This window comes from Pseudomonas sp. Leaf129, assembly GCF_001423465.1.
Lineage (GTDB): Bacteria > Pseudomonadota > Gammaproteobacteria > Pseudomonadales > Pseudomonadaceae > Aquipseudomonas > Aquipseudomonas coleopterorum.
This window is the reverse complement of sequence record NZ_LMOC01000011.1, coordinates 26934-47903: the sequence shown is the minus strand read 5'-3', so window position 1 is coordinate 47903 and position 20970 is coordinate 26934. Positions and strand designations below refer to the sequence as shown.

Annotated in this window: 20 protein-coding genes; 9 read left to right on the top strand and 11 right to left on the bottom strand. The window is 61.4% G+C overall.

Annotated elements, in window-relative coordinates; genetic code table 11:
* Positions 1-101 precede the first annotated feature (101 nt).
* The 3 genes from ASF66_RS20735 to ASF66_RS20725 all read left to right on the top strand — a co-directional run bounded on the left by ASF66_RS20735 (position 102) and on the right by ASF66_RS20725 (position 2322).
* Entirely contained in the window at positions 102-1070 is a 969-nt protein-coding gene (locus tag ASF66_RS20735; RefSeq protein ID WP_056845200.1) for a DUF932 domain-containing protein, read from the top strand.
* 92 nt (positions 1071-1162) lie between these two features.
* Entirely contained in the window at positions 1163-1351 is a 189-nt protein-coding gene (locus ASF66_RS20730) for a hypothetical protein (RefSeq protein ID WP_056845199.1), read from the top strand.
* Positions 1352-1800: 449 nt separating this feature from the next.
* Positions 1801-2322, top strand: coding sequence for a GAF domain-containing protein (locus tag ASF66_RS20725; RefSeq protein ID WP_056845198.1), 522 nt, complete (start codon positions 1801-1803; stop codon positions 2320-2322).
* A 21-nt stretch (positions 2323-2343) separates the two neighbouring features.
* On the opposite strand, the gene ASF66_RS20720 is transcribed toward ASF66_RS20725, so the two are convergent.
* Positions 2344-4446, bottom strand: a complete 2103-nt coding sequence (locus tag ASF66_RS20720) for an ATP-binding protein (RefSeq protein ID WP_236707136.1) — start codon at positions 4444-4446, stop codon at positions 2344-2346.
* A gap of 449 nt (positions 4447-4895) precedes the next feature.
* On the opposite strand from ASF66_RS20720, the gene ASF66_RS20715 reads away from it, so the two are divergent.
* A complete protein-coding gene (locus ASF66_RS20715; RefSeq protein WP_056845197.1) occupies positions 4896-5102 on the top strand; it encodes a hypothetical protein in 207 nt (68 codons plus the stop codon).
* Positions 5103-5307: 205 nt separating this feature from the next.
* On the opposite strand, the gene ASF66_RS20710 is transcribed toward ASF66_RS20715, so the two are convergent.
* The gene (locus ASF66_RS20710; protein WP_330219448.1) at positions 5308-5628 is read right to left on the bottom strand and encodes a helix-turn-helix domain-containing protein; all 321 of its coding nucleotides are present in this window, start codon (positions 5626-5628) and stop codon (positions 5308-5310) included.
* Positions 5629-5651: 23 nt separating this feature from the next.
* On the opposite strand from ASF66_RS20710, the gene ASF66_RS20705 reads away from it, so the two are divergent.
* On the top strand, positions 5652-5951 hold the full coding sequence (locus ASF66_RS20705; protein ID WP_156463238.1) for a hypothetical protein: 300 nt from the start codon (positions 5652-5654) through the stop codon (positions 5949-5951).
* A gap of 12 nt (positions 5952-5963) precedes the next feature.
* Here the strand turns inward: ASF66_RS20705 and ASF66_RS20700 are convergent, their stop codons facing one another.
* On the bottom strand, positions 5964-6653 hold the full coding sequence (locus ASF66_RS20700; protein ID WP_056845194.1) for a hypothetical protein: 690 nt from the start codon (positions 6651-6653) through the stop codon (positions 5964-5966).
* A 235-nt stretch (positions 6654-6888) separates the two neighbouring features.
* On the opposite strand from ASF66_RS20700, the gene ASF66_RS20695 reads away from it, so the two are divergent.
* Positions 6889-9084: a TonB-dependent receptor gene (locus ASF66_RS20695; protein ID WP_056845193.1), complete on the top strand. Its 2196-nt coding sequence runs from the start codon at positions 6889-6891 to the stop codon at positions 9082-9084.
* A 10-nt stretch (positions 9085-9094) separates the two neighbouring features.
* Here ASF66_RS20695 and ASF66_RS20690 read toward each other — a convergent pair whose 3' ends face one another.
* Complete coding sequence (locus ASF66_RS20690) at positions 9095-10690, bottom strand: ATP-binding cassette domain-containing protein (protein ID WP_056845192.1); 1596 nt, start codon at positions 10688-10690, stop codon at positions 9095-9097.
* A 250-nt stretch (positions 10691-10940) separates the two neighbouring features.
* Here ASF66_RS20690 and ASF66_RS20685 point away from each other — a divergent pair, with 250 nt between their 5' ends.
* On the top strand, positions 10941-11846 hold the full coding sequence (locus ASF66_RS20685) for a hypothetical protein (RefSeq protein WP_056845191.1): 906 nt from the start codon (positions 10941-10943) through the stop codon (positions 11844-11846).
* A gap of 77 nt (positions 11847-11923) precedes the next feature.
* On the opposite strand, the gene ASF66_RS20680 is transcribed toward ASF66_RS20685, so the two are convergent.
* A complete protein-coding gene (locus tag ASF66_RS20680) occupies positions 11924-12205 on the bottom strand; it encodes a BrnA antitoxin family protein (protein ID WP_056845190.1) in 282 nt (93 codons plus the stop codon).
* A 184-nt stretch (positions 12206-12389) separates the two neighbouring features.
* Here ASF66_RS20680 and ASF66_RS20675 point away from each other — a divergent pair, with 184 nt between their 5' ends.
* Positions 12390-12959 carry an isochorismatase family protein gene (locus tag ASF66_RS20675; RefSeq protein ID WP_056845189.1) on the top strand — a complete coding sequence of 190 codons (570 nt, stop codon included), beginning with the start codon at positions 12390-12392 and terminating at the stop codon, positions 12957-12959.
* Here the strand turns inward: ASF66_RS20675 and ASF66_RS20670 are convergent.
* From ASF66_RS20670 to ASF66_RS20645, 6 genes are all read right to left on the bottom strand, one after another.
* Positions 12872-13969 carry an ABC transporter ATP-binding protein gene (locus ASF66_RS20670; protein ID WP_082484729.1) on the bottom strand — a complete coding sequence of 366 codons (1098 nt, stop codon included), beginning with the start codon at positions 13967-13969 and terminating at the stop codon, positions 12872-12874. The two genes, ASF66_RS20675 and ASF66_RS20670, sit on opposite strands and share 88 nt — an antisense overlap.
* Complete coding sequence (locus ASF66_RS20665; protein WP_056845188.1) at positions 13966-14994, bottom strand: ABC transporter ATP-binding protein; 1029 nt, start codon at positions 14992-14994, stop codon at positions 13966-13968. The genes ASF66_RS20670 and ASF66_RS20665 overlap by 4 nt, the downstream gene beginning before the upstream one ends.
* Positions 14991-15878 carry an ABC transporter permease gene (locus tag ASF66_RS20660; protein ID WP_049858630.1) on the bottom strand — a complete coding sequence of 296 codons (888 nt, stop codon included), beginning with the start codon at positions 15876-15878 and terminating at the stop codon, positions 14991-14993. Before ASF66_RS20660 ends, ASF66_RS20665 begins: the two co-directional genes overlap by 4 nt.
* A 13-nt stretch (positions 15879-15891) precedes the next feature.
* Complete coding sequence (locus ASF66_RS20655; protein WP_043190850.1) at positions 15892-16842, bottom strand: ABC transporter permease; 951 nt, start codon at positions 16840-16842, stop codon at positions 15892-15894.
* Positions 16843-16899: 57 nt separating this feature from the next.
* Positions 16900-18576: a peptide ABC transporter substrate-binding protein gene (locus ASF66_RS20650; RefSeq protein ID WP_056845187.1), complete on the bottom strand. Its 1677-nt coding sequence runs from the start codon at positions 18574-18576 to the stop codon at positions 16900-16902.
* 122 nt (positions 18577-18698) lie between these two features.
* Complete coding sequence (locus tag ASF66_RS20645) at positions 18699-20033, bottom strand: NAD(P)/FAD-dependent oxidoreductase (protein ID WP_056845186.1); 1335 nt, start codon at positions 20031-20033, stop codon at positions 18699-18701.
* A gap of 131 nt (positions 20034-20164) precedes the next feature.
* Here ASF66_RS20645 and ASF66_RS20640 point away from each other — a divergent pair, with 131 nt between their 5' ends.
* The gene (locus tag ASF66_RS20640) at positions 20165-20968 is read left to right on the top strand and encodes an IclR family transcriptional regulator (protein ID WP_056845185.1); all 804 of its coding nucleotides are present in this window, start codon (positions 20165-20167) and stop codon (positions 20966-20968) included.
* Positions 20969-20970 lie beyond the last annotated feature (2 nt).

Sequence of the window (20970 nt, the reverse complement as noted above, 5' to 3'; positions counted from 1 at the left end):
CATGTTTGCCTAGGCTGCGGGCACATGTTCGATCCAGTGGCCCAAGCTGCTCAGCATCCCAATAATCAAAATCAATCCAACTCTGACCAAGGTAATTAATCATGGCGCACGAAGTACAACAAATGGCGTATGTCGGTGAAACACCTTGGCATGGTTTGGGAAATCGTCTCTCTCCCAATCAACCGCTTGAGATCTGGCAGCGCGAAGCAGGTATGGACTGGCGGATTGAATCCAGTGCCGTCCATTTCAAGTCAGTTGGATCAGGGCTGCTGGCTCCGATCCATACCTTTCCTGCCCAGAAGGTCTTGTACCGTTCTGATACCCAAGAGCCACTATCGGTGGTTTCGCAGCGGTACCAAGTCGTACAGCCGAATGAAGTACTTGAGTTTTACCGAGACCTTACGGAGGTCTCGGGTTATGAGCTGGAGACAGCAGGTGTATTGAAAGGCGGCAGGAAGTTTTGGGCGCTAGCACGAACCGGCCAATCGGTAGCGCTGAAGGGAGGCGATGAGGTCGGGGGTTACCTGCTGCTTGCCACGTCCTGCGACGGTACTCTGGCCACCACAGCGACGCCTACGACCGTACGAGTGGTATGTAACAACACGCTGGCGCTATCACTGAACGGAGCCATCAGCGCGATCAAGGTGCCTCACAACACCCGCTTCAACCCGGACCTCGTAAAGAAGCAATTGGGCGTCGCAGTCTCACGCTGGGATGAGTTCATGTACGAGATGCGTATGCTCGCTGAACGCAAAGTATCGAGTAAGGAAGCAGAGCGCTTCTTCAACCAGGTACTGAGCGTCACTAGCACCGACGCGACTGCGTCGGCAAGGCAAACCAATCGCCATGCAATCTCCAAAGCCCATAGCCTTTATGACGGCCGGGGTAAGGGGGCTGAGCTCGCCTCGGCCAATGGAACGGCCTGGGGCTTGCTGAACGCCGTCACGGAGTTCGTGGATCATGAGAAGCGCGCACGCTCTGCAGATTACCGCATAGATTCGGCATGGTTTGGCCAAGGCGCAATGCTCAAACAAAGGGCGCTTCACAGCGCCCTCAGCCTAGTCGCATAAAGCAACTGAAACCAACACCAGCGCCCGTTCGGTATGGAGCGGGCGTTATACCCTGCTCAACCAAAAAAACCTCACTCCCAAGGACACTGAAAATGTCGAAGCTCAAGCTTGCCTGTGCGCTACTCGCGCTTATCATCGCATTGTGGTCTGCAACCGCAGTCATAGCTGTAAAGATCAATCTAGCCGTAGCCCTGCTCTGCATCACGATGGTAGTCGCTTTGATCAGCTTGCTCATGCGTGCCGCTGGCCGTGGCGATGACTGTGGTCCAAAAAGCGTATGAGTGATCAGCATCCTATGAAAGACGCAGACGAGACTGAGATAGAATCACAACGATCTGCAAGGCGCTGCGTCGCATCGTAGATGCGCATCGCCGAGTAGTAGCTGTCCAAAGTTTTAGGATCGGATCGCATCGCATCGCATCGCATCAACCCCGACTATGGGTTGCCATGAAAAGCAGCACAGAACAATTCGGTATTCCAAACGGTATTCCTTAGAATTTTCATAACCCATCAAAACCTTTTAAATCAATAATCTAGAAGATCAGTTCAGATTACCCCGGCCCAAACAACCCTCACAAACCCATCACTTCGCATAGCCCGCCAATGCTTTTTCTGCGCCTCAACCGATGGCCTTGGCTCAATCGCCCCGTGCCACAACATCGCTCAACCCGCCCCCCCTTGCAGAACCCCAATCACAGGCCGCAAACTCCTCAAAACGAAGAGGTACCCCATGGCACTCAACTACCCGCCCAGCCTCCTGTCCCAGGAAGAACGCGCTGCCATTGCTGAAATCGAAGCCACCACCAACATCCTGCGGCTGGTGACCCGGCTCACCAACATGCGCTTCGCCGCGATCACCAAATTCGGCGACGCCGAGTTGGTGATCTGCTCTGTGCACGACGCTGCTGATCTGGGGATCGGCGCAGGTGAGGCTTTTCCGCTGGAAGACACGATCTGCAGCGAGTTTCAGCGGGATCCTGCGCCATTGCTGATCCCAAGAGTGAGCCATGACCAGAGCTTCGCCTCACGACTCATCGTCAGGACCTATGATCTGGACAGTTACGTAGGCGTGCCCATTTTCCTGCCTGATGGCCGGTTGTATGGAGCGCTTTGCGCGATCGATTCGCGGCCTGTGCTGTTTGAAGATCCGGATGTGTGCGAAACGCTGGAGATTTTTGCCCGGTTGATCGGGTGCATATTCTTCGCGAGCTTGGCCGTGAAAGTGGCGGGCGTCGGGATTGAGTTGGAGTGATTGTAGGAAGGGGATGCTAGCTCAGGTCACCTTCGAGCGATGTGTACATACCGCCCCACACAACAAGCGCGACAACTGCTCCACCGAATACGGCTTATGCAACAGCTCAAACCCATCCGTGCCCTTCTCCGCCAGCACATGGCTGTATCCCGACGTCAGCACTACAGGTAACCCTGCGTATCGCCGACGAATCTCATGGGCCAGCTCGATGCCTGTCATCCCCGGCATCACCACATCGGAAAACACCACTTTGAATCGGCTGGCGTCGCGGGCCAGTTCGGCCAGGGCTTCCTGTCCGTTGATGGCAAGGACCGGCCGGTAGCCAAGATCCGTCAGTGAATGCATCGCAAAGGCGCCCACTTGAGGGTTGTCTTCGACGATCAATACACCGGTGCCGTGCCCTTGCACCAATTCTTGGGGCACATCGACAACACGATGCTCGCGCGGCTCGGATGCCTGGGGCAGATAGAGGGTGAAAGTGGTGCCTTGATCGACTTCACTGTCCACGGTGATCTCGCCACCCGATTGCTTGGCGAACCCAAACGCTTGCGACAGGCCAAGGCCCGTGCCCTGCCCCACGCCTTTGGTGGTGAAGAAGGGCTCGAATATCCTGCCCAGGTGCAACGGCGCGATGCCGCTGCCGGTATCGGTCATCGAGATCACTACCTGATCGCCGGCGATCATCGGCTGCTCGCCGGCCTTGGCTTCGTAGCGGGCTGGACCCACTCGGATGGTGAGGCGCCCTTGGCCGACCATGGCGTCACGCGCGTTGACGGCCATGTTGACGATTGCCATGTCGAACTGAGAGGGGTCGGCGATCACGAAGTGGCTGTGTTCGGGGATGTCCATCACCAGCTCCACTTCGGCGCCCACCAGTGTCTTGATCATGCTGGCCAGGGCCCGCAGGTTCTCGGCAGGTGCGAACACTGTGGGTTGCAATGTCTGGCGCCGGGCGAAGGCAAGCAGTTGCGAGGTGACTTTGGCGGCTCGTTCGACGGTGTCGGCGATGGCTGAGACATAGCGTGCGCGTCGCTCGCTGGAGAGATCCGGCCGTTTGAGCAGGTCCGTCGACGATTTGATTACGGTCAGCAGGTTGTTGAAGTCGTGGGCGACGCCACCGGTGAGTTGGCCGATGGCTTCCAGCTTCTGCGATTGACGCAGGGCTTCCTCGGCGGCGGCCAGGGCGCTGGCGCTCTCCCGCTCGGCGGTGAAGTCGCGGCCCACGGCGTTGATCTGCTGCTCGTCTGGCTGGGTCGACCAGGATATCCAGCGGTAGCTGCCGTCCTTGTGGCGGTAGCGGTTGTCGAACCGGGCGAAGGCATGGCCGTCAGCGGACAGACTGGCGCCCTGTTGGGTGTGCGCCAGGTCGTCGGGGTGGATCAATTCGAAAAGCGACAGGCCGATCAACTCGGATTCCTGCCATCCCAGTAGGTCAGTCCAGGCAGGGTTGACCGCGGTGATGACGCCGTCGAAAGTGCAGCGCAGCATGATGTCTGCCGACAGCAGCCAGAGTCGGTTACGGTCAGCGGTACGGCGGGAGATTTCTTCCTCGAGCCCGGCGTTGAGCTCGCTCAAGCGCAGGAGGGCCTGGGCCCGTTCATGCTCGGCACGATCCCGTTTGCGATCGGCGAGCACTTGCTGGGTCATTTCGGAGGCCAGCAGCAGTACGCCTTCATAGCCGCCGCTTTCGCCCTGAACAGGCGAGAAACTGTAGGTCCATACGGTCTCTTCCTGCTGGCCATGACGCTGCATCATCATCGACAGGTTCTCTATGGAGAAACCATCGCCTGTGGCAAGCACCCGTGCCACTTGGGGGCTGAGCACCGGGGCGATGTCGATGAGCACCTCAGGCATCGGGCGACCGAACGCGGCGGGATGCCGATCGCCCAGTGCCAGGCCGTAGGCGTCGTTGTAAAGCAGCCATTGCTGCGGCCCCCAGTAAAGGGCCGCGATGCCTTTGGTGTTCAACACCAGCGACAAGGCGGTACGCAGGGAGGCAGGCCATGAGCAGTAATCACCCAGAGCAGTGCTGGACCAATCCATGTCGCGCACCAGGTCCCCCATTTCTCCGCCGCCGATCATGGGCGGGACAGGAGCCCGCGTATTGGGGGAGGCAACTGGCATGGGGGACGTCCAAGGGGATAGGGCTGGAAGTGTGAGCGATTGTGGATAGAGCGGCAATGCTTGGGGGAGTTCAGGCAAGTCTCCTTAACGACCCACGAGCCTCTTTGTATTTATGCTCGGGACACTGCTTGCAAACGATCAACCGGCGCTGGTGACCGGGCTTGATAGGCATCACAGTTGACCTCCCCACCCACCCTGCCTGTCCTCTCGCTCGTCACGCCACATGCGTGACCAGGTTTGACGGCCTGTCTTACATACGAACGCGCAGTCTCAAGACTCGGCTCGGGCGCCTCTGCACCCGTTTCGAACGCTATGGCGGCTGTGCGTGGGGCACCTTCGGGTGCGCCGGGTTCGTATGTGACCGGTCCGTCAACCCATGCACAGCTGCCACCCACTCGTTTGACGGCGAGTGCTGGCAGATCTCACCTCACATACGGAAGTCGCCAATCATGAAAGATCAAACGAATCTCGTTGCTTACCAATCCCTTCAACGTGCTAGTCAATTGCTAGATACCGCGTCTGTGCTTGCCGCGGAAACGAGCGATGCCAATCAGCAGGTTTGTCGTGCGCTTAACCAAGCCGTTGCCTTGCTGACGGAGACAAGCAGGACGTTGGTGGAGGATTCGCTGTTGGAGATGAAGTTGCGGTTTAGTTGATCCCTGTCGTCACCAAGCGAGAAAGCGGTGCCGATCGAACTTGATAGGTACCGTTCAAAAAATGAACAGCGTTGCAATAGGTGAGTGCCGTTCACTACCTCAGAATCCAGTATCGGAAGTCGGCCCTGGTGGCTTTTTCACTAATCGCGACGCTCTTCTGGGACCAAGTGGGGACTAAGTCGGGACCAAGTTCTTCACGTCCACGTCACACCCCCCGCATCACCTCTCCTCCCTCCACCCCAATCGCCTCGCAAATCTCCAGAAACTCCACCACATCCATCCTTCTCTCCGCATTTTCCACCTTGGAGATATACGACTGCGGCCTGCCCACTCGCCGCGCCAGCTCGGTTTGGCTCAAGCCCTTCTCTTTCCTGCACGCGATAAGTGCCTGGATCAGCGTGGAATACCGTTCTGTGTGGATGGATTTCATAAGGGCTGCCGAATGACGATTCGGCTCCTTAAGTAAACCCAAAACAGGATTATCCCAAAATAGGATATAGGTGCTATGGTTGGTGTCAGCTTTCACATCAGCCAAGAAGGGGAATGGTCATGGGACGTCCATCACAGTCGCTCAAGCTCGTTGGTTCGGATTTCTCTGGAGGCAGTCGAGGGCCGACTGCGATTACCAAAGATGAGATCCTTGAGGGCATTTGCCACTGCGTGCTGGAGCGCTGGCATCAGCTTGCTCCTGATAACCAGACGGCGCTGGGTCTGGATACCCGCACTGCCGAATCACCCGATGAGCAAGCACTTCAGTCGGTGACCTGGCTGCTTCTGGAGGCCGCGAGTTTGGCCGCGCAAAAGGCTAGGCAGGCGTGCAACAAACGGTTGGACGCTGCCGATTACTAGCGGTGAAGGCCTTTACCCCATCGGACTGAACCCCGAAGCCGCCGAACAATACCGCTCCCGCAGTGCCGTATTCCGCTCTGAACGGCACTGCTCCTTGAACCACTGCTTCGCGCCTTTCCTGCATTCCCGATATTCAATCGACCCGCTTCGGTAGGCAGTGCAAACACTGCCGTAATCAACCCGGTTATCACTGACACTCCACGAAGCTATGTACGGGCCGCCGCCATCCCAGCCCTTTATGCGGTGCGATTCAGATCCACCGCTAACAGCTTGCCGAACGGGCCGCGCGCTCTGCCCTGCCTTGTACTGCGCCAGATACTGCGCCGACACCATCCCCTGCACCGCCCGCTCTTCCCGCATTGGCTGAGGACGGTCGCCATACCTACACCTCAATACCTGATCGTTGACCACATTGTCAGCGCCCATGCACGCCTGCAGGCTTTTAGGCACAACGGGCGCCACTGCTCGCACAACAGGTGCAGATACCGGTGCAGGTTCAACAACCGGCGACTCATATCGCTCAACCACCTCAGCAGGCGGTTCTATACGCGCAGGTTCAAAGTACGCGGCAATCCGCGCCCAGTTCATCCCCACCGCGATCGCTGGTACCAGTAGCCACAACAGCCACGCCGGGTGCAGCCGTTGTTGAACGCGTGGACGTGGCGCAATAGGTCCATCGTGCAGGTCGTCTTGCAGACTCATTTGAATTCCATTTCCAAAGCAAGGGCTGAAATGCCATCACTGATTACCTATCGGTAGCCCTTTGCCATTCTTTAGGTAGAACACCTGCCGAGTCGACTCATCGGACTTCGTGAAAATCCCCTCAAAAAAGCGTTAACGCTTTGTGAAACTCTTGTTAGGATACGCGCCACTGAGACACATTCTCAGTTGCCAGGGAGGCGCTTCATTGACCTCTTCTATTCCCGGAATTGCTCCCATGGCCCTTCGTTTTCCTTCTCGCCCTACCCTTCTGGCGGTGTGCTGCTCACTAAGCCTCGGCGCCCACGGGGCGGACGCTCTCGTGTTGGACGCTACCTCGATCGATGCGCAAACCACCAAAGCTGCCAAAGGTGCTTCGCCCGAGGTGTTTGCCGGTGGGCAGGTGGCGCGCGGTGGGCAGATGGGTGTGCTGGGCAACCAGGACAACATGGATGTGCCGTTCACGCTGACCAGCTACACCTCGAAGCTGATCGAGGATCAGCAGGCGGAGGACGTGGGCGATGTGCTGCTGAATGATCCGTCGGTGCGGCAGTCGTTCGGGTTCGGTAACCAGGCGCAGGTGTTCGTGATTCGTGGTTTGCCGCTGTCCAGTGATGACATTTCCTACAACGGTTTGTACGGGGTGTTGCCGCGGCAGATCATTTCCACCGATGCGGTGGAGCGGGTCGAGGTGTTCAAGGGGCCGAACGCGTTCATCAACGGGGTGAGCCCGACGGGGACCGGGTTGGGCGGTAGTGTGAACCTGGTGCCCAAGCGGGCGGATGATGAGCCGATTCGTCGCTACACGCAGGACATCAGTACGGATGGCCGTGTGGGTGAGCATCTGGATATGGGTCAGCGCTTTGGCGAGGACAACCGCTTCGGTGCGCGGGTCAACTTGGCTCAGCGCGAGGGTGATACGGCCATTGATGACGAGTCGCAGCGCACCAAGCTGTTCACGCTGGGGCTGGATTATCGGGGTGACAACTTCCGCCTGTCCGGCGATTTCGGTTATCAGAAGCAGCGCATCAATGGGCTGCGTAACTCGGTGCGCTTCGGCGCGATCACGCGCATTCCGCGGGCGCCGGATGCCAGCCACAACTACGGACAGGATTGGACGTACAGCCAGACCGAAGACACGTTCGGCATGTTGCGTGGCGAATGGGATCTCAACGAGGACTGGACGGCTTACGTGGCGGGTGGCGCCAAGCACACCCGGGAGAACGGTGTGTATGGCACGCCGGTGCTGACGAATTCGAGCACGGGTGCGGCGACCATTGGCGGGTCGAAGATTCCGCACGACGAGGACAATGCCACGTTCATGACCGGCATCAACGGCAACCTGCAGACGGGGCCGGTGAGTCATCAGATCAGCGTGGGTGCGTCGAGCATCTGGACCGAGCAGCGCAACGCCTATGAGTTCTACCAGTCCACGGGTACCACCAACATCTACAACACCGGGCCGCTGGCCAAGCCTTCTGCTGTGACCTTCGCAGCCGGTGACATGAGCGACCCAGGCATCACCGGCAAGACGCGTAACCGCAGCTTGGCGGTGTCGGACACCTTGGGTTTCTTCGACGACACGGTTCTGGTCACGGCCGGGCTGCGCCGCCAGCAGTTGCTGGTGCAGAACTATGCCTATGAGTCGACCACCGGTGTCGGCGGCTCGCGCACTTCCATGTACGACGAGGCGATCACCACGCCGGTGTATGGCATCGTCTACAAGCCGGTGGAGTCGGTATCGCTGTTTGCCAACCGTATCGAGGGGCTGGCGGCGGGGCCAACGGCGTCGGGTCAGGTCGTCAACGTGGGTGAGGCGTTCCCGCCCGGTCGCACCAAGCAGGTGGAAGCCGGGATCAAGCTGGACAAGCAATCGTGGGGCGCCACGCTGGCGGCATTCCGGATCGAGCGGCCTACCGATGGTTACACCCAGAGCTTCGCGACGGCCGGCGGCGGCAGCGTTGATGTGTACGTGCGCGACGGCAAGCAGGTCAATCGCGGTGTCGAGTTGAGCGTGTTCGGCGAGCCGGTGGAAGGCTTGCGTTTGATGGCCGGCGGTACGCGTCTGCAATCCGAGCTTGAAGACACGCGCGGCGGTTTGAACGATGGCAATCACGCCGTCGGGGTGCCGACCTTCCAGCTCAATGCGACGGTGGATTGGGACGTACCGGGCCTGAACGGCCTGGCCCTCAACGCCCGTGCGCTGCGCACCGGTGGCCAGTATGCCGACCAGGCCAACAACCTGAGCCTGCCCACTTGGAACCGCTTCGACGCGGGCGCACGCTATACCTTCAAGGTCGAGCGCAAGGACATTACCCTGCGCATGAACGTGGAGAACATCACCGACAAGAACTACTGGGCATCGGCCAACGGCGGCTACCTGACCCAGGGTGAGCCGCGGTTGGTGAAGTTTTCCGGGACGGTGGACTTCTAAAACACGATGCTTATGGGCGTGGACGGAGAAGATGCAGAGTCTGATCCACACCTAGCGCCTCGATGAAGGCATCGTCGTGGGACACCACCGGCAGCGCGCCCTGGTACTGACCGAGCATCTGTTCAAGTGCCAGCTTGCTGGGCGGCAGATCCAGGTGGTTGTCGGGCTCGTCCAACAGCAATAGCTGGGGTGGGCGTTGCGCGTGCAGCAGTGCCGCCAGGGCTATCTTGAGACGCTCGCCGCCGCTGAGCTGCGCGGTCTGCAGTAGGACGCGATCGGCGTCGATGCCCAATTGGGCCAGCCGAGTTCTGGCTTCGGCTTCGGGCAGTTCCGGATTGCTTTCATGCAGCCACTGCACGGCGGTCCGATCAGGGTGTTCGAGGCCGGCGTGTTGGTCCAGCCAACCCACTTCCACCGTGCAAATGACCTCGCCGGCGCTTGGCACCAGGCGACCGGCGATGACCTGAAGCAGTGTCGATTTACCGCTGCCGTTGGCTCCCGTGATGGCCATGCGCAGGGGGCCTGTCAGGGTAAAGCTGATCGGCGCGACATGCCCGAACGGCAGTATCAGATCATTGAGCTGAAGCACCAGTTTGCCGTTGGGTACGACGGTTTCCGGGGGCAGCATTATGCGTTGGATATCGGCGGCGCAGCGCGCACGGGCATCGGCAATGCGCTGTTGCTGCTGCTCGCGGGCGAGCTGTTGATTGAGGCGCAGTTTGCCCTGGCTGTTCTCGCTGCGTTCTTTCTGGGCGTTGGTGATCAGTTTGGTCTGGCTGCCGTCACGGGCGTTACGATCACCGCGTGCATTGCGCCGTTGCTGGCGCTCCATCTGCACGGCCATTTCCCGTTGCTCGCGCTTGGCTTGGGTGCGTTCGCCTTGCAAGGTCGCCTGGAAGGCTTGTTGCTCTAGTTCGCGGGCAGCGACGTAATGGCTGTAGTTGCCGCCATAAACGGCGAGGCCGATGGGGGAGAGCTCGACGATTTCATCCATGAGTTCGAGCAGGGTGCGGTCATGGCTGATCATCACCAAGCCGTTCGGCCAGCGCTGGATCTGCTGTGCCAGTTTCTGCTGTTGTTCGCGGTCGAGGTGGTTGCTCGGTTCGTCGAGGATCAGCCAGTCGGCCTTGGACAGCCAGGCACCGAGCAGTGCGATGCGTTGGCGCTCGCCACCGCTGAGGGCGTGCGTCGGTGTGTCGGTGGTCAAGTGGCCCAGGCCGTTCAGGTCCAGTTCGGCGTGAAGACGTGCCGCGCAATCCCACTGGTCCATCGCAAGCGTGTGGTCGTGATCATCGAGGCTGCCTTCGGCGATCCGCTGCAGGGCTTGCAGGATGTGCTCGACGCCCGCCAGCGCGGCAACGGTGGGAAAACGCTCGGGCTCAAGCTGTTGAGAGACGACATGGACATGCCCTTCGCGGCGGACGTGGCCACTGCTGGGTGCACGGTCGCCAGCCAGCAACTGGCCGAGCAGGGATTTACCGCTGCCATTGGCGCCGACGATGCCGGTGGCTTTGGCGTGGAAGCTGTGGTTGAGGTTGTCCAGCAGTAGGCGGCCATCCGGGAGGGTGAGGCAAAGGTGATCGAGATGGAGTTGTCGTTGGGTCATGGTGCTCCTTGCGTGATATCTCTCGAATGGAACCATCATGAACTTGATCAGTTATTGCGTCATTTCATTTCATTTCGGTTTCAAGTTATTACCTTGGCCTTTTCTTGAAAAACAGTCCTGTTAGGATTGCACCCCCTTTTGCTGGCTTGGCAAAAAACAACTTCTGACCACACCGAAAAAGGTGGCCAATAGCTGGCCATTCGCAGCAATTCTATTTTTCACTCTTCCAAGTAAGGTTTAAAATACACCTATGCAATGGTTGAAAGACAAGTACGCTGCTACGCCAGTGGCACATCGGTTTTATATGGTTTCCGTCATTCTGGTCTTCTCTGGAGTGTGGCTATCCAGGAGCTGGGGCACTGCGGCCCTCGACGTGACCAGCATGATGGCTGCTGGCTTCATGATTGCAGGTTTCATCATGTGGTGCCTGCCAATGGCGCGGTGGATGCGTCTGAAGTGGCACAAACCGTTGTACAAGATACCTATCGTCCTATTGCACTTGTTGGCACTCTTGGTCGCTACCGGGTTGTCGCGCTTTGCAGTTTCCGAAGCATTGGGCTTGCCGCCGCAGTCTTTCGATCTGACGGTTGGTCTGCTGGCGTTGCTGTTTTATGTACCGGCATGGATGGCAGTGCTAGCACTTTTGCTGTCACTCGGTGGCCTTCTGCTGCTTGTCCTGTTCGGTGTTGCAGTGGTTATCTTCGCGGCCATTCAAATGCTCGCTTCATTCCTGAAGATCTTCGGCGTTAATTACGCTCCCAAGCTTAACCTGGGTATGACGTTGTTCCACCCCGGAGGCGCTATTGCAGCGGGTATGGTGCTGGTTGCATGCTATTCGTTCTTCACCGACACCTATCAGCCGTGGGTGCTCTCTGCGATCAGAACAACCGCTGTGATCGCAGACTTTCATCCTGCACCGAATTACCCAGGTGTGCTGCCTGGGGAGAGAATTCACCCGCTTGATAACGGTTACACCGCCTATGCACAGGAGCAGCCTGACCACAGCATCGTGATCGGCGTAAGAACGCAGGAGACCCGCGCACATGACCAGCCTTTGGCTAATCCCATCCCCTCTCCGGCGCAGGTGATGAAGCCGCTGTTTGAGCGGTTATCCGTTCCAGTAGAGTTGGGAGATGCGTCACGAACGAAGCAATAGAACTGCGCATTTATCAGTAAGAAAACTGTTCATGGACGCTGGGAATTGCAGTGGTTTTTCAGGTTGAAAAGCCCCAGCTACCCTTGCAGATCCGAAGGGTCATGGGTCTTGAGCCAGTCCGCCAATGCGGCATTCATGCGCGTCTGCCAACCAGGCCCAGAGGCTCGGAACTCTGCGAGCACGGCCGGTTCGAGGCGGATCGAAATGCGCTCTCGCACAATGCCAGATTTGGGTCGACCACGGCGGATGACTTGACTACCTGCGTACTCGTCGGCACGCTCGAAAAAAGCATCGGTCAGCTCCGGAGCATCGTCAGGGTCAACCCAGTCGATGCTGATAGCGGTCTTGTTCTCGCTCATTGGCTTTCCTCATGGAAATGATGCGGCGCGAGGTCCGCATCATCAGGATCAATCGTGCACGGTGATCAAGATCATAGCCCTTTCAGATACGCCTGCCACGCCCCCCACACCTCCCGCCACCCATTGAACCCCCCTCCCCCTTACCGCACACTGACGCGATTCCTTTCCGACAAAACGGCCGTCCATGAGCAACCCACCGAGCCCCATCCCCCTGATCATCCTCGATGTGCAAGACGCCATCGACCAGCCGAGATGGAAGGGCAAGAGCAACCCTGGCTATCTGGAAACCATCCAGCGGCTTCTGCAGCTGTGGCGCTCGAATGGTTGGCCGGTGCTGCATGTGAAGCACAATGAGCCGACGCCTACGTCGACGTACCACACCCATGGGCCGTGGAATGGGATCAAGCAGGAAGTCGCGCCGGTGGAGGGCGAACGGGTGATCACCAAGCAGCAGAACTGTGCGTTCATTGGCACGGAGCTGGATGCGGTGCTCAAGGCCATGCAGGTGACGCGCTTCGTGCTGACGGGTGTGGTCGTTCACAACAGCATGGATGCCACCGTTCGCGCCGGAAAGGCGCTGGGCTACAGCATCACCCTGCCCTCGGATGCAACGACGGCGGTCCCCGTGACCGGCGCGGATGGAACGGTTTGGGATGCGGGCACCGTTCACGATCTGACGTTGGCGATACTCGGCAGCGAGTACGCCGAGGTGGTGCTGGCCAGCGATGTCGTCGAGGCGCTCGGGCTGGGGTGAGCGGTGAGCGGTGACACCAACTCCAGATCATCCCGTATACACGCCACTCCATGACCAGCGCTCACTTCGCGCAACAGCGGTCGATCCTGTGCGCAGGCGGGCAGCACGTAGGGGCAGCGGGTGCGAAAGGCGCAGCCTGAGGGGGGTGAGATCGGGCTGGGGATATCGCCTTGCAGCACGATTCGCTGCCGCCGCTGCCCAGGTTCGGGCATGGGGATGGCCGACATCAGCGCTTCGGTGTAGGGGTGGCGGGGATGGCTGAACAGTTCGCGGGTGGGCGCTATTTCGACGATGCGGCCCAGGTACATCACCGCGACGCGGTCGGCGATGTGGCCGACCACGGCCAGGTCGTGGGTGACGAAGAGCATGGTCAGGTTCATCTGCCGACGGATGCGCGCGAACAGGTTGAGCACTTGCGCCTGCACCGAGACGTCCAGAGCCGACACCGGCTCGTCGGCCATGATGAATTCAGGTTCCAGGGTCAGGGCGCGGGCGATGCCGATGCGCTGGCGTTGGCCGCCGGAGAACTCGTGGGGGTAACGGTCCAGGTACTGGGCGGCGAGGCCGACGGTTTCCAGGGCCTGCCCGGCCTTTTCGCGGCGCCCGGCGGCGTCGAGTTCGGGGTTGTGGAAGCGCAGCGGCATGGCGAGGATGTCACCCACGCTCATGCGCGGGTTCAGCGAACCGTAGGGGTCCTGGAAGATCATCTGCATGCGCTTGCGATAGGGCTTGAGCAGGCGGTCGTTGAAGGGTGTGATTTCGACGTTGTCGAAGACGATGTGCCCTTCGGTGGGCGGGTCGAGCATCATCAGGCTGCGGCCCAGGGTGCTCTTGCCCGAGCCGCTTTCGCCCACCAGGCCGAGCACTTCGCCACGGGCGATGCTCAGGTCGACGCCATCCACGGCGCGGACCAGGTTGTCGTCACGGTCGCGGCGGTGGGCGAGGAAGGTCTTGCGCACGGGGAAGTATTTCTTCAAGCCGACGACGTCGATCAGCGGACGCTCTTTCATCGTGCACCTTCCTGTTCGGTCGCCAGTTCCCGCCAGCGCACGCAGCGCAGTTGGTGGCCCATTTCGATTTCTTCCAGCACGGGTGCCTGTTGGTCGCAGCGGCCAGCGATGCTGTAGCCGCAGCGCGGATGGAAAGCGCAGCCGCTGGGCGGTGTGCTGGGGTCGGGAACGAAGCCGGCGATGGTGCCCAGTTCACCTTGCGCCAGACCGGCCTGTTCGAAGCGCGGCACTGCGGCCAGCAAGCCGCGGGTGTAGGGCATACGCGGCGAGGACAGCACCTGGCTGACGCTGCCCTGTTCGACGATGCGCCCGGCGTACATCACCATGACCCGGTCGGCGATTTCCGCGACCACGCCGAAGTTGTGGGTGATGAACAGGATCGCCATGCCGTTCTTCTTCTGCAGGTTGCGCAGCAGGTCAAGAATCTGCGCCTGCACGGTGACGTCCAGCGCGGTGGTGGGTTCGTCGGCAATCAGCACGTCCGGCTCCATGGCCAGGGCGATGGCGATCATCACCCGCTGACGCATGCCGCCGGACAGCTCGTGGGGATAACAGTCCAGACGCTTCACAGGTTCCGGAATGCCGACCTGCTCCAGCAGGGCCAGCGCGCGCGCCCGGGCGTCGGCCTTGCTCAGGGATTGATGGAAACGGATCGCTTCGGCGATCTGGTCGCCCACGCGGTGCACCGGGTTCAGCGAGGTCAGCGGTTCCTGGAAAATCATCGCCACGCGGTTGCCGCGCACATGGCGCATCTGCTGCTCGCCCATGGCCACCAGGTCGATGGGCGCGCCGTGGCGGTCGGCGACGATGGCGCTGCCGTCGATGCGGGTTTTCGGCGCTTCGGCGAGCAGCTTCATGATGGCCAGACTGGTGACGCTCTTGCCCGAACCGCTCTCGCCCACCAGGGCCAGGGTTTCGCCGGCACCGATGGTGAAGTTGATGTCGTGGACCACGGGCACGTAGCCGGCGCCCTTGCGGAAGGCGACGTTGAGGTGCGCCACGGCGATCTTTTCATCTGCGTTCATTTCAGGTCGCTCCTGCCGTCCAGCGCGTCGCGCAGGCCGTCGCCGATGAAGTTGAAGCTGGTCACCGCGAGGGTGATCGCCAGTCCGGGAATGATCGCCAGCCAGGGCGCCTTGCCCAAGTACTGTTGGGCGGCGTTGAGCATGTTGCCCCAACTGGGCAATGGCGGCTGGATGCCGTAGCCGAGGAAACTGATGTAGGCCTCCAGCAGGATGGCGTTGGCGATGGTCAGGGTGGCCGCGACGATGATCGGGCCGATGGCGTTGGGCATCAGTTCGCGGAACATGATCCAGCGGTTGCTGGCGCCGATCATGCGGGCGGCAAGGGTGAAGTCGCGTTCGCGCAGCGAGCGGATCTCGGCTTCGACGATGCGCGAGATTTCCATCCAGCTGGTCACGGCGATGATCAGGGTGATCATCATCGGGCTGGGTTTGGTGAACGCCGCCAGCACCAGCACCAGAAACACGCTGGGGAAGGACAGGAAGGCATCGACGAAGCGCATCAACCCGGCGCCGACCCAACCGCGGTAGTAACCGGCGATGACGCCGATCAGGGTGCCGATGACGATGCTGATGAGCATGGCGCAGAAGCCCACCATCAACGAGATGCGCCCGGCGTTGAGCAAGCGGGCAGCCGTGTCGCGGCCCAGCGCGTCGGTGCCCAGATAGTGATTGCCGGTGAACGGCGGCGCGAAGCGGTTGCGGATGTCGATGCTCAGGTCGTTGTAGTGCAGCAGGTAGGGGCCGAACACGCAGGCCAGAATCAGTACGGTGATCATCACCACGCCGAGCACGGCCAGTTTGTGGCGCATGAATCGGCGCAGGGTGGGGTTGGCCAGCCAGGCCCAGCGGCGGCTGGCGGGCAGGTAGTGCGTGGCGGTGGTCATGGGCGGTACTCCTTCAGGCCAGCCGGACACGGGGGTCGGCGACACCTATCAACAGATCGGCGAGCAGGTTGCCCAGCAGCACCAGTACGGCCGAGAACATCAGGATGCCCATGATCACCGGGTAGTCGCTGTAGCCCAGGCTGTCGAGGAACAGCCGGCCCATGCCGGGCCAGGTGAACACCGTTTCGGTGACCAGCGCGCCGCCGAGGATGGTGGGTATCTGCAGCCCGGCCAGGGTGATCATCGGCAGCAGGGCATTGCGAATCACGTGGTGGGTCAGCACGCGGCGATAGGGCACGCCCTTGGCGCGGGCGGTGCGGACGAAATCCTGGTCGATCACGTCGAGGGTGGCGGAGCGCATGTAGCGGCTCCAGATCGCCACGTTGACCAAGGCCAGCACCAGCACCGGCAGCACCAGGTGAATGGCGTAGTCGCCCAGGGACTGGTCACCGATGGTGTACATGTTGCCCGCCGGCAGCCAGCCCAGGTGCAGGGAGAAAAAGAAGATCGCCACCAGCCCGAACCAGAAGGTGGGAATCGACAGCGCCACCATCGCGCCGACCGTGGCCAGGGTGTCGAACACCGAATAGCGGCGCACCGCGCCCAGTACGCCGACCCAGGTGCCAATGACGATGGACAGCAGCGTCGAGGTGCCCATCAGCAGCAACGTCGCGGGCAAGTGCCCGGCGATCACGCTGAGCACCGGGCGGCCGTCGCGAAACGAGTGGCCCCAGTCGCCGACGAACAGATGGCTGAACCAGTCGATGTACTGCACCAGCAATGGCCGCTTCAAGCCCAGTTGCTCGGCGATGCGGTCCAGCTCGGCCTGGCTCATGCCGGGGTTCAGGGCGAACTGCGACATCGGCCCGCCGGGGGCCAGGTTGAGCACCATGAAGCCGATCAGCGAGACCAGCACCAGCACCACGGCGCTCTGCCCCAGGCGGTTGAGAATGTAGTTCGGCATGCTTGAATCCTCTGCGGTGCGAACGACACCCGACCCTGCGGCCAGGCATGGGCGTGCTCAGGTCCAGGACCAGGTGTTGACGTTCCAGGGTTCGATGCGCAGGTTGATGTTGCCGGTGAAGCCCTTGAGGCTCGATTTGTAGCCGCGCACGTAGGTGTACTGAAACAGCGGCAGGATGGGCAGGTCCTGGCGGATCAGGTCCTGCACCTGCACGTACACCGCCTTGCGCTGGGCGACGTCCTGGATCGCTGCGCCCTGAGCCAGCAGCTCGTCGACCTTGGCGTTGACGTACTGCGAGTTGTTCTGCCCGGCCCCGCCTTTGGCGTTGGTCGATTGCGAACCGAAGTAGTCGCGGGTGTCGGGGTCGGCACCGGTGAGGAAGTTGTTGCCGACGATCACCGAGTCGAATTTGGACTGCACCCAGTACTCGCCCCACATCACCGCAGGCGGCAGGTTGGAGATTTTCATTTCCACACCGATGGCCAGCCAGGTCTGCTGGATGAACTGCTGCGCCTGCTCGCGGATCTGGTTGCCGGCGGTGGTGGAGTTGGTGAACGAAAGGCGCACCCCGCCCTTCTCGCGAATGCCGCCAGCGCCCGGTTTCCAGCCGGCGTCATCAAGCAGTTTGCTGGCCGCCTCGATGTTGAAGCTTTGCTTGGGCAGGTTCGGGTTGTAGTAGGCCGACTGTTGCGGCATGTAGGTTTCGGTGGGCAGTACCAGGCCGAAATACAACTCGTCGATGATGGTCTTCTTGTCGATGGCCATGTACAGCGCCTGGCGCACGACGGGGTCCTTGAACTGCGGGCGCTCCATGTTCAGGGTCACCGACTCGATGGTGGCCACCGGCAGGATCACCACGGTGCGCCCGGCCAGGTCCTTGGCTTCCTCGTAATGGTCGGGGGTGATGCCCTGCATGGCGGTGACGTCGATGTCGCCGGTCTTGAACTGGGTGTAGAGCACGGTCAGGTCGGGGATGTACTTGAAGATCACGCTGTCGATCTGTGGCTGGGTGCCGTGATAGTCCGGGTTGGCCTTGAGCTGGATGTGGTCGCCAGCCACCCGCGTGCCCCACTTGAACGGGCCGGTGCCGATGGGTGCGTTGTTGAACGGTGCCGTGTTGACGTCGGCAGCGACTGAAAGAATGTGTTTGGGCACCATGAAGGTGGACGACAGGATCGAGGCGTAGGGTGCGTAGGATTTCTCCATGCGCCAGTGGATTTCGGTGGGCGAAACCACGGTGATGTCGCGCAGCAGATCGTGGCCGGCGCGGCGACCGCTGCGAAAATTCGGCGAGACGATCAGTTCCAGGGTGTACTTCACGTCTTCGGCGGTGAAGGGTCGGCCGTCGTGCCATTTGGCATCGCTGCGCAGTTTCACCTTCCACTGCAGCCCGTCGGCGGAGATGCCGCCATTGGCCACGGTCGGCACTTCGGTGGCCAGGGCCGGAACGAATTCACCGCTGGGCGAGATGCCGAACAGGGGGTCGAACACGTTCCAGTGGATGCCGTCGTCCACTTCGATGTGCGGCATGTGCGGATTGAAGACGGTGGGTTCCTGGGACAGGCCGATGATCACCTGCCCGGACGGCGGGGCGGCCATGGCCGCGAAGGATTGGCTGGCCCGGCCCAGGGGCAGCAGGGTGCCTGCGGCACCGATGATGGCCATGGCCAGCGCCTGGCGGCGGGTCGGGTTCAACAGGCTGTTGCCTTTATCCAAGTCATCGCGTTGCGACATGCTGAAGCTCCCACAGTAAGGAAGAAAGGGCAGGTGGCAGGCGTTGGAAAGCGTCCTGGACGCTGGACCCGGGCTCGTTCGAACGAGCTTCTGCAGGGCTGTTGCCGAGTGATCGGGTGATTCTAGAATCCGGAAATGGGCCGTGGGTTGGAGCCATCGCTGAAGCGCGACAGGCGAAACGCTTGCGGGTCGACGATCGGGGTTTCACCGGTGACCAGATTGGCCATCAGCCTTCCAGCCGCCGGACCGATGCCGAAGCCATGACCCGAGAATCCGGTGGCGATGAAAAATCCGGGCACACCGTCCACTGCCGAGATCACCGGCACGGCATCGGGCGTGACATCGATCATGCCGCCCCAGCTCTGGGCGATCCGCACGTTGGCGAACACCGGGAAGGCGTTGGTCAGGCTGGCCAGGGCGCGGTTGGTTTGCCGGATCGATGGCACCGGATCGAGCACGCGGCGGTATTCGAACGGGCTGGCTTCGTCCAGTGCCCAGCGCTTGGGCAGCACGGCTTCCTGGAAAAAACGCTGGCCCAGGCGAAACGACAGTGATTTGTGCTCCTGCTGCAACGCAGGCCAGAACTGCCGCGCGTAGCGAAAGGAGTCGGGGACGATGTCGGCGATGTTCTCGTGGCCGGAGGCGACGGTGTAGCCGCCGTCCTGGCGTTTGCGCACGGCGAAGTCCATTGCCCAGATGGCGGATTCCGGGCCGCCCTGCAGTGGCGTGGTACGGATCACCGAATTGAGCACCTTGAGCTGCGGCAAATGCACCTTCAACGGCGAGCAGAACAGGCTCGACCAGGCGCCGCCGGCCAGCACCACGGACGTGCAGGCGATCGCGCCGCGCTCGGTGATGACGCCGCTGACCCGGCCTGCCGCGCGCTCGATGCCACGCACCGCGCACTCGGTGAAGATCATCGCCCCTTTGGCCCGCGCCGCTTCGGCAATCGCCGGGGCCGCCTGCTGCGGTTCGGCGCGACCGTCATCGGGAGTGTACAGCGCACCCTTGATGCGCAAACGCTCGGCGCCGGGCAGCACCGTGGCCAGGTCGCTGCCCGAAAGCATCCGCGCACGCACCGGGTAATCGTCCAGATTGGTCTTCCAGCGCTCGTGCTCCGCGTAGCTTTGATCGTCCGCGCAGGTGAAGAGAATGCCGGCCCGGGTGTAGCCGACGTCCTTGCCGATGCGCACGGCGAGGTCGCCCCAGATGTTCAGGGCATGGGCCATCAGCGGCAGTTCACGCGGGTCGCGGCGTGAGATGCGCACCCAGCCCCAGTTGCGACTGGACTGCTCGTGACCGATGCCACCTTTCTCGCACAGCGCCACCTTCAAGCCGCGTTCGGCAAGCTCCAGAGCCGTGGAGGCACCGACGATGCCACCCCCGATCACCACCACGTCGACACGCTCCGGCAGTTGTTCATCGCCCTGTACGGGTACTACGCGAGGTCCTGGCATCGCTGGCTGTTCTCCTGATGGATCATGAATGAATGGGCGCGGCAAGGGCCCGGATATTGCAGCGCATTTGCAGTGCCAGTCGGCCTGCCGGGCCATGGCTCGGCAATCGTCGCTTCACGGGAGAGGTCAGCATGCCCCACACCGACTCATCGACCCGCCGCCTGCCACGCTGCAGCACTCAAGGCACGCAGACGCTGGATCGCTCCTTCGACATTCTCCAGGCGATCGCGGCGCGCGGCGCGCAGGGCGCAACCATCGATGCGCTCAGCGCCGACACCCAGCTCAGCCGCGCCACCCTGTACCGCCTGCTCAAGGCCATGAAATCCTACGGCTTCGTGCGCCTGCCGCGGCTGCGGGGTCCCTACTTTCTGGGTTACCAATTGCTCAGCCTCGGTGCCCAGGCCGGCAACACCGGCGGCGTGCGCGAGTTGGCCCGTCCGGCCTTGCTGCGCCTGTGCGAGACCTTTCAGGACAGCTTCTTTCTGTTCGTTCAGGACGGCTACTACGCCCTGTGCCTGGAGCTGCATGAGGGCGCCAATCCCACCCAGAGTTTTGCCCACTGCGTGGGCGCGCGCGTACTGAGCGGCGTTGGCCAGGGCTCGCTGGCGCTGCTCAGCCACCTGCCCACTGCGGCCCGTGCGCAGATTCTGGAACACAACGCGCCGCGCCTGCTGCGCGAATACGCCATCAGCGACAGCGCCCTGCGTTCCACCTTCAAGCAGGTGCGCCAGCAAGGTTTCGCCTGCGGCCTGGCCGATCGCGTGCTGCCGCTGCACACCGGCGTGGCGGTGCCGATCCTCGATGCCAGCGCCGCCCCGGTGGGGGCGCTGAGCTGCGCCTTGCCCAGCGTACGCATGACCCCGCTTTACCAGCAGCGGTTGGTGCAGGCCATGCGCAAGGAGGCCGATGGCATCGCGCAACGACTGGGACCTTGAAT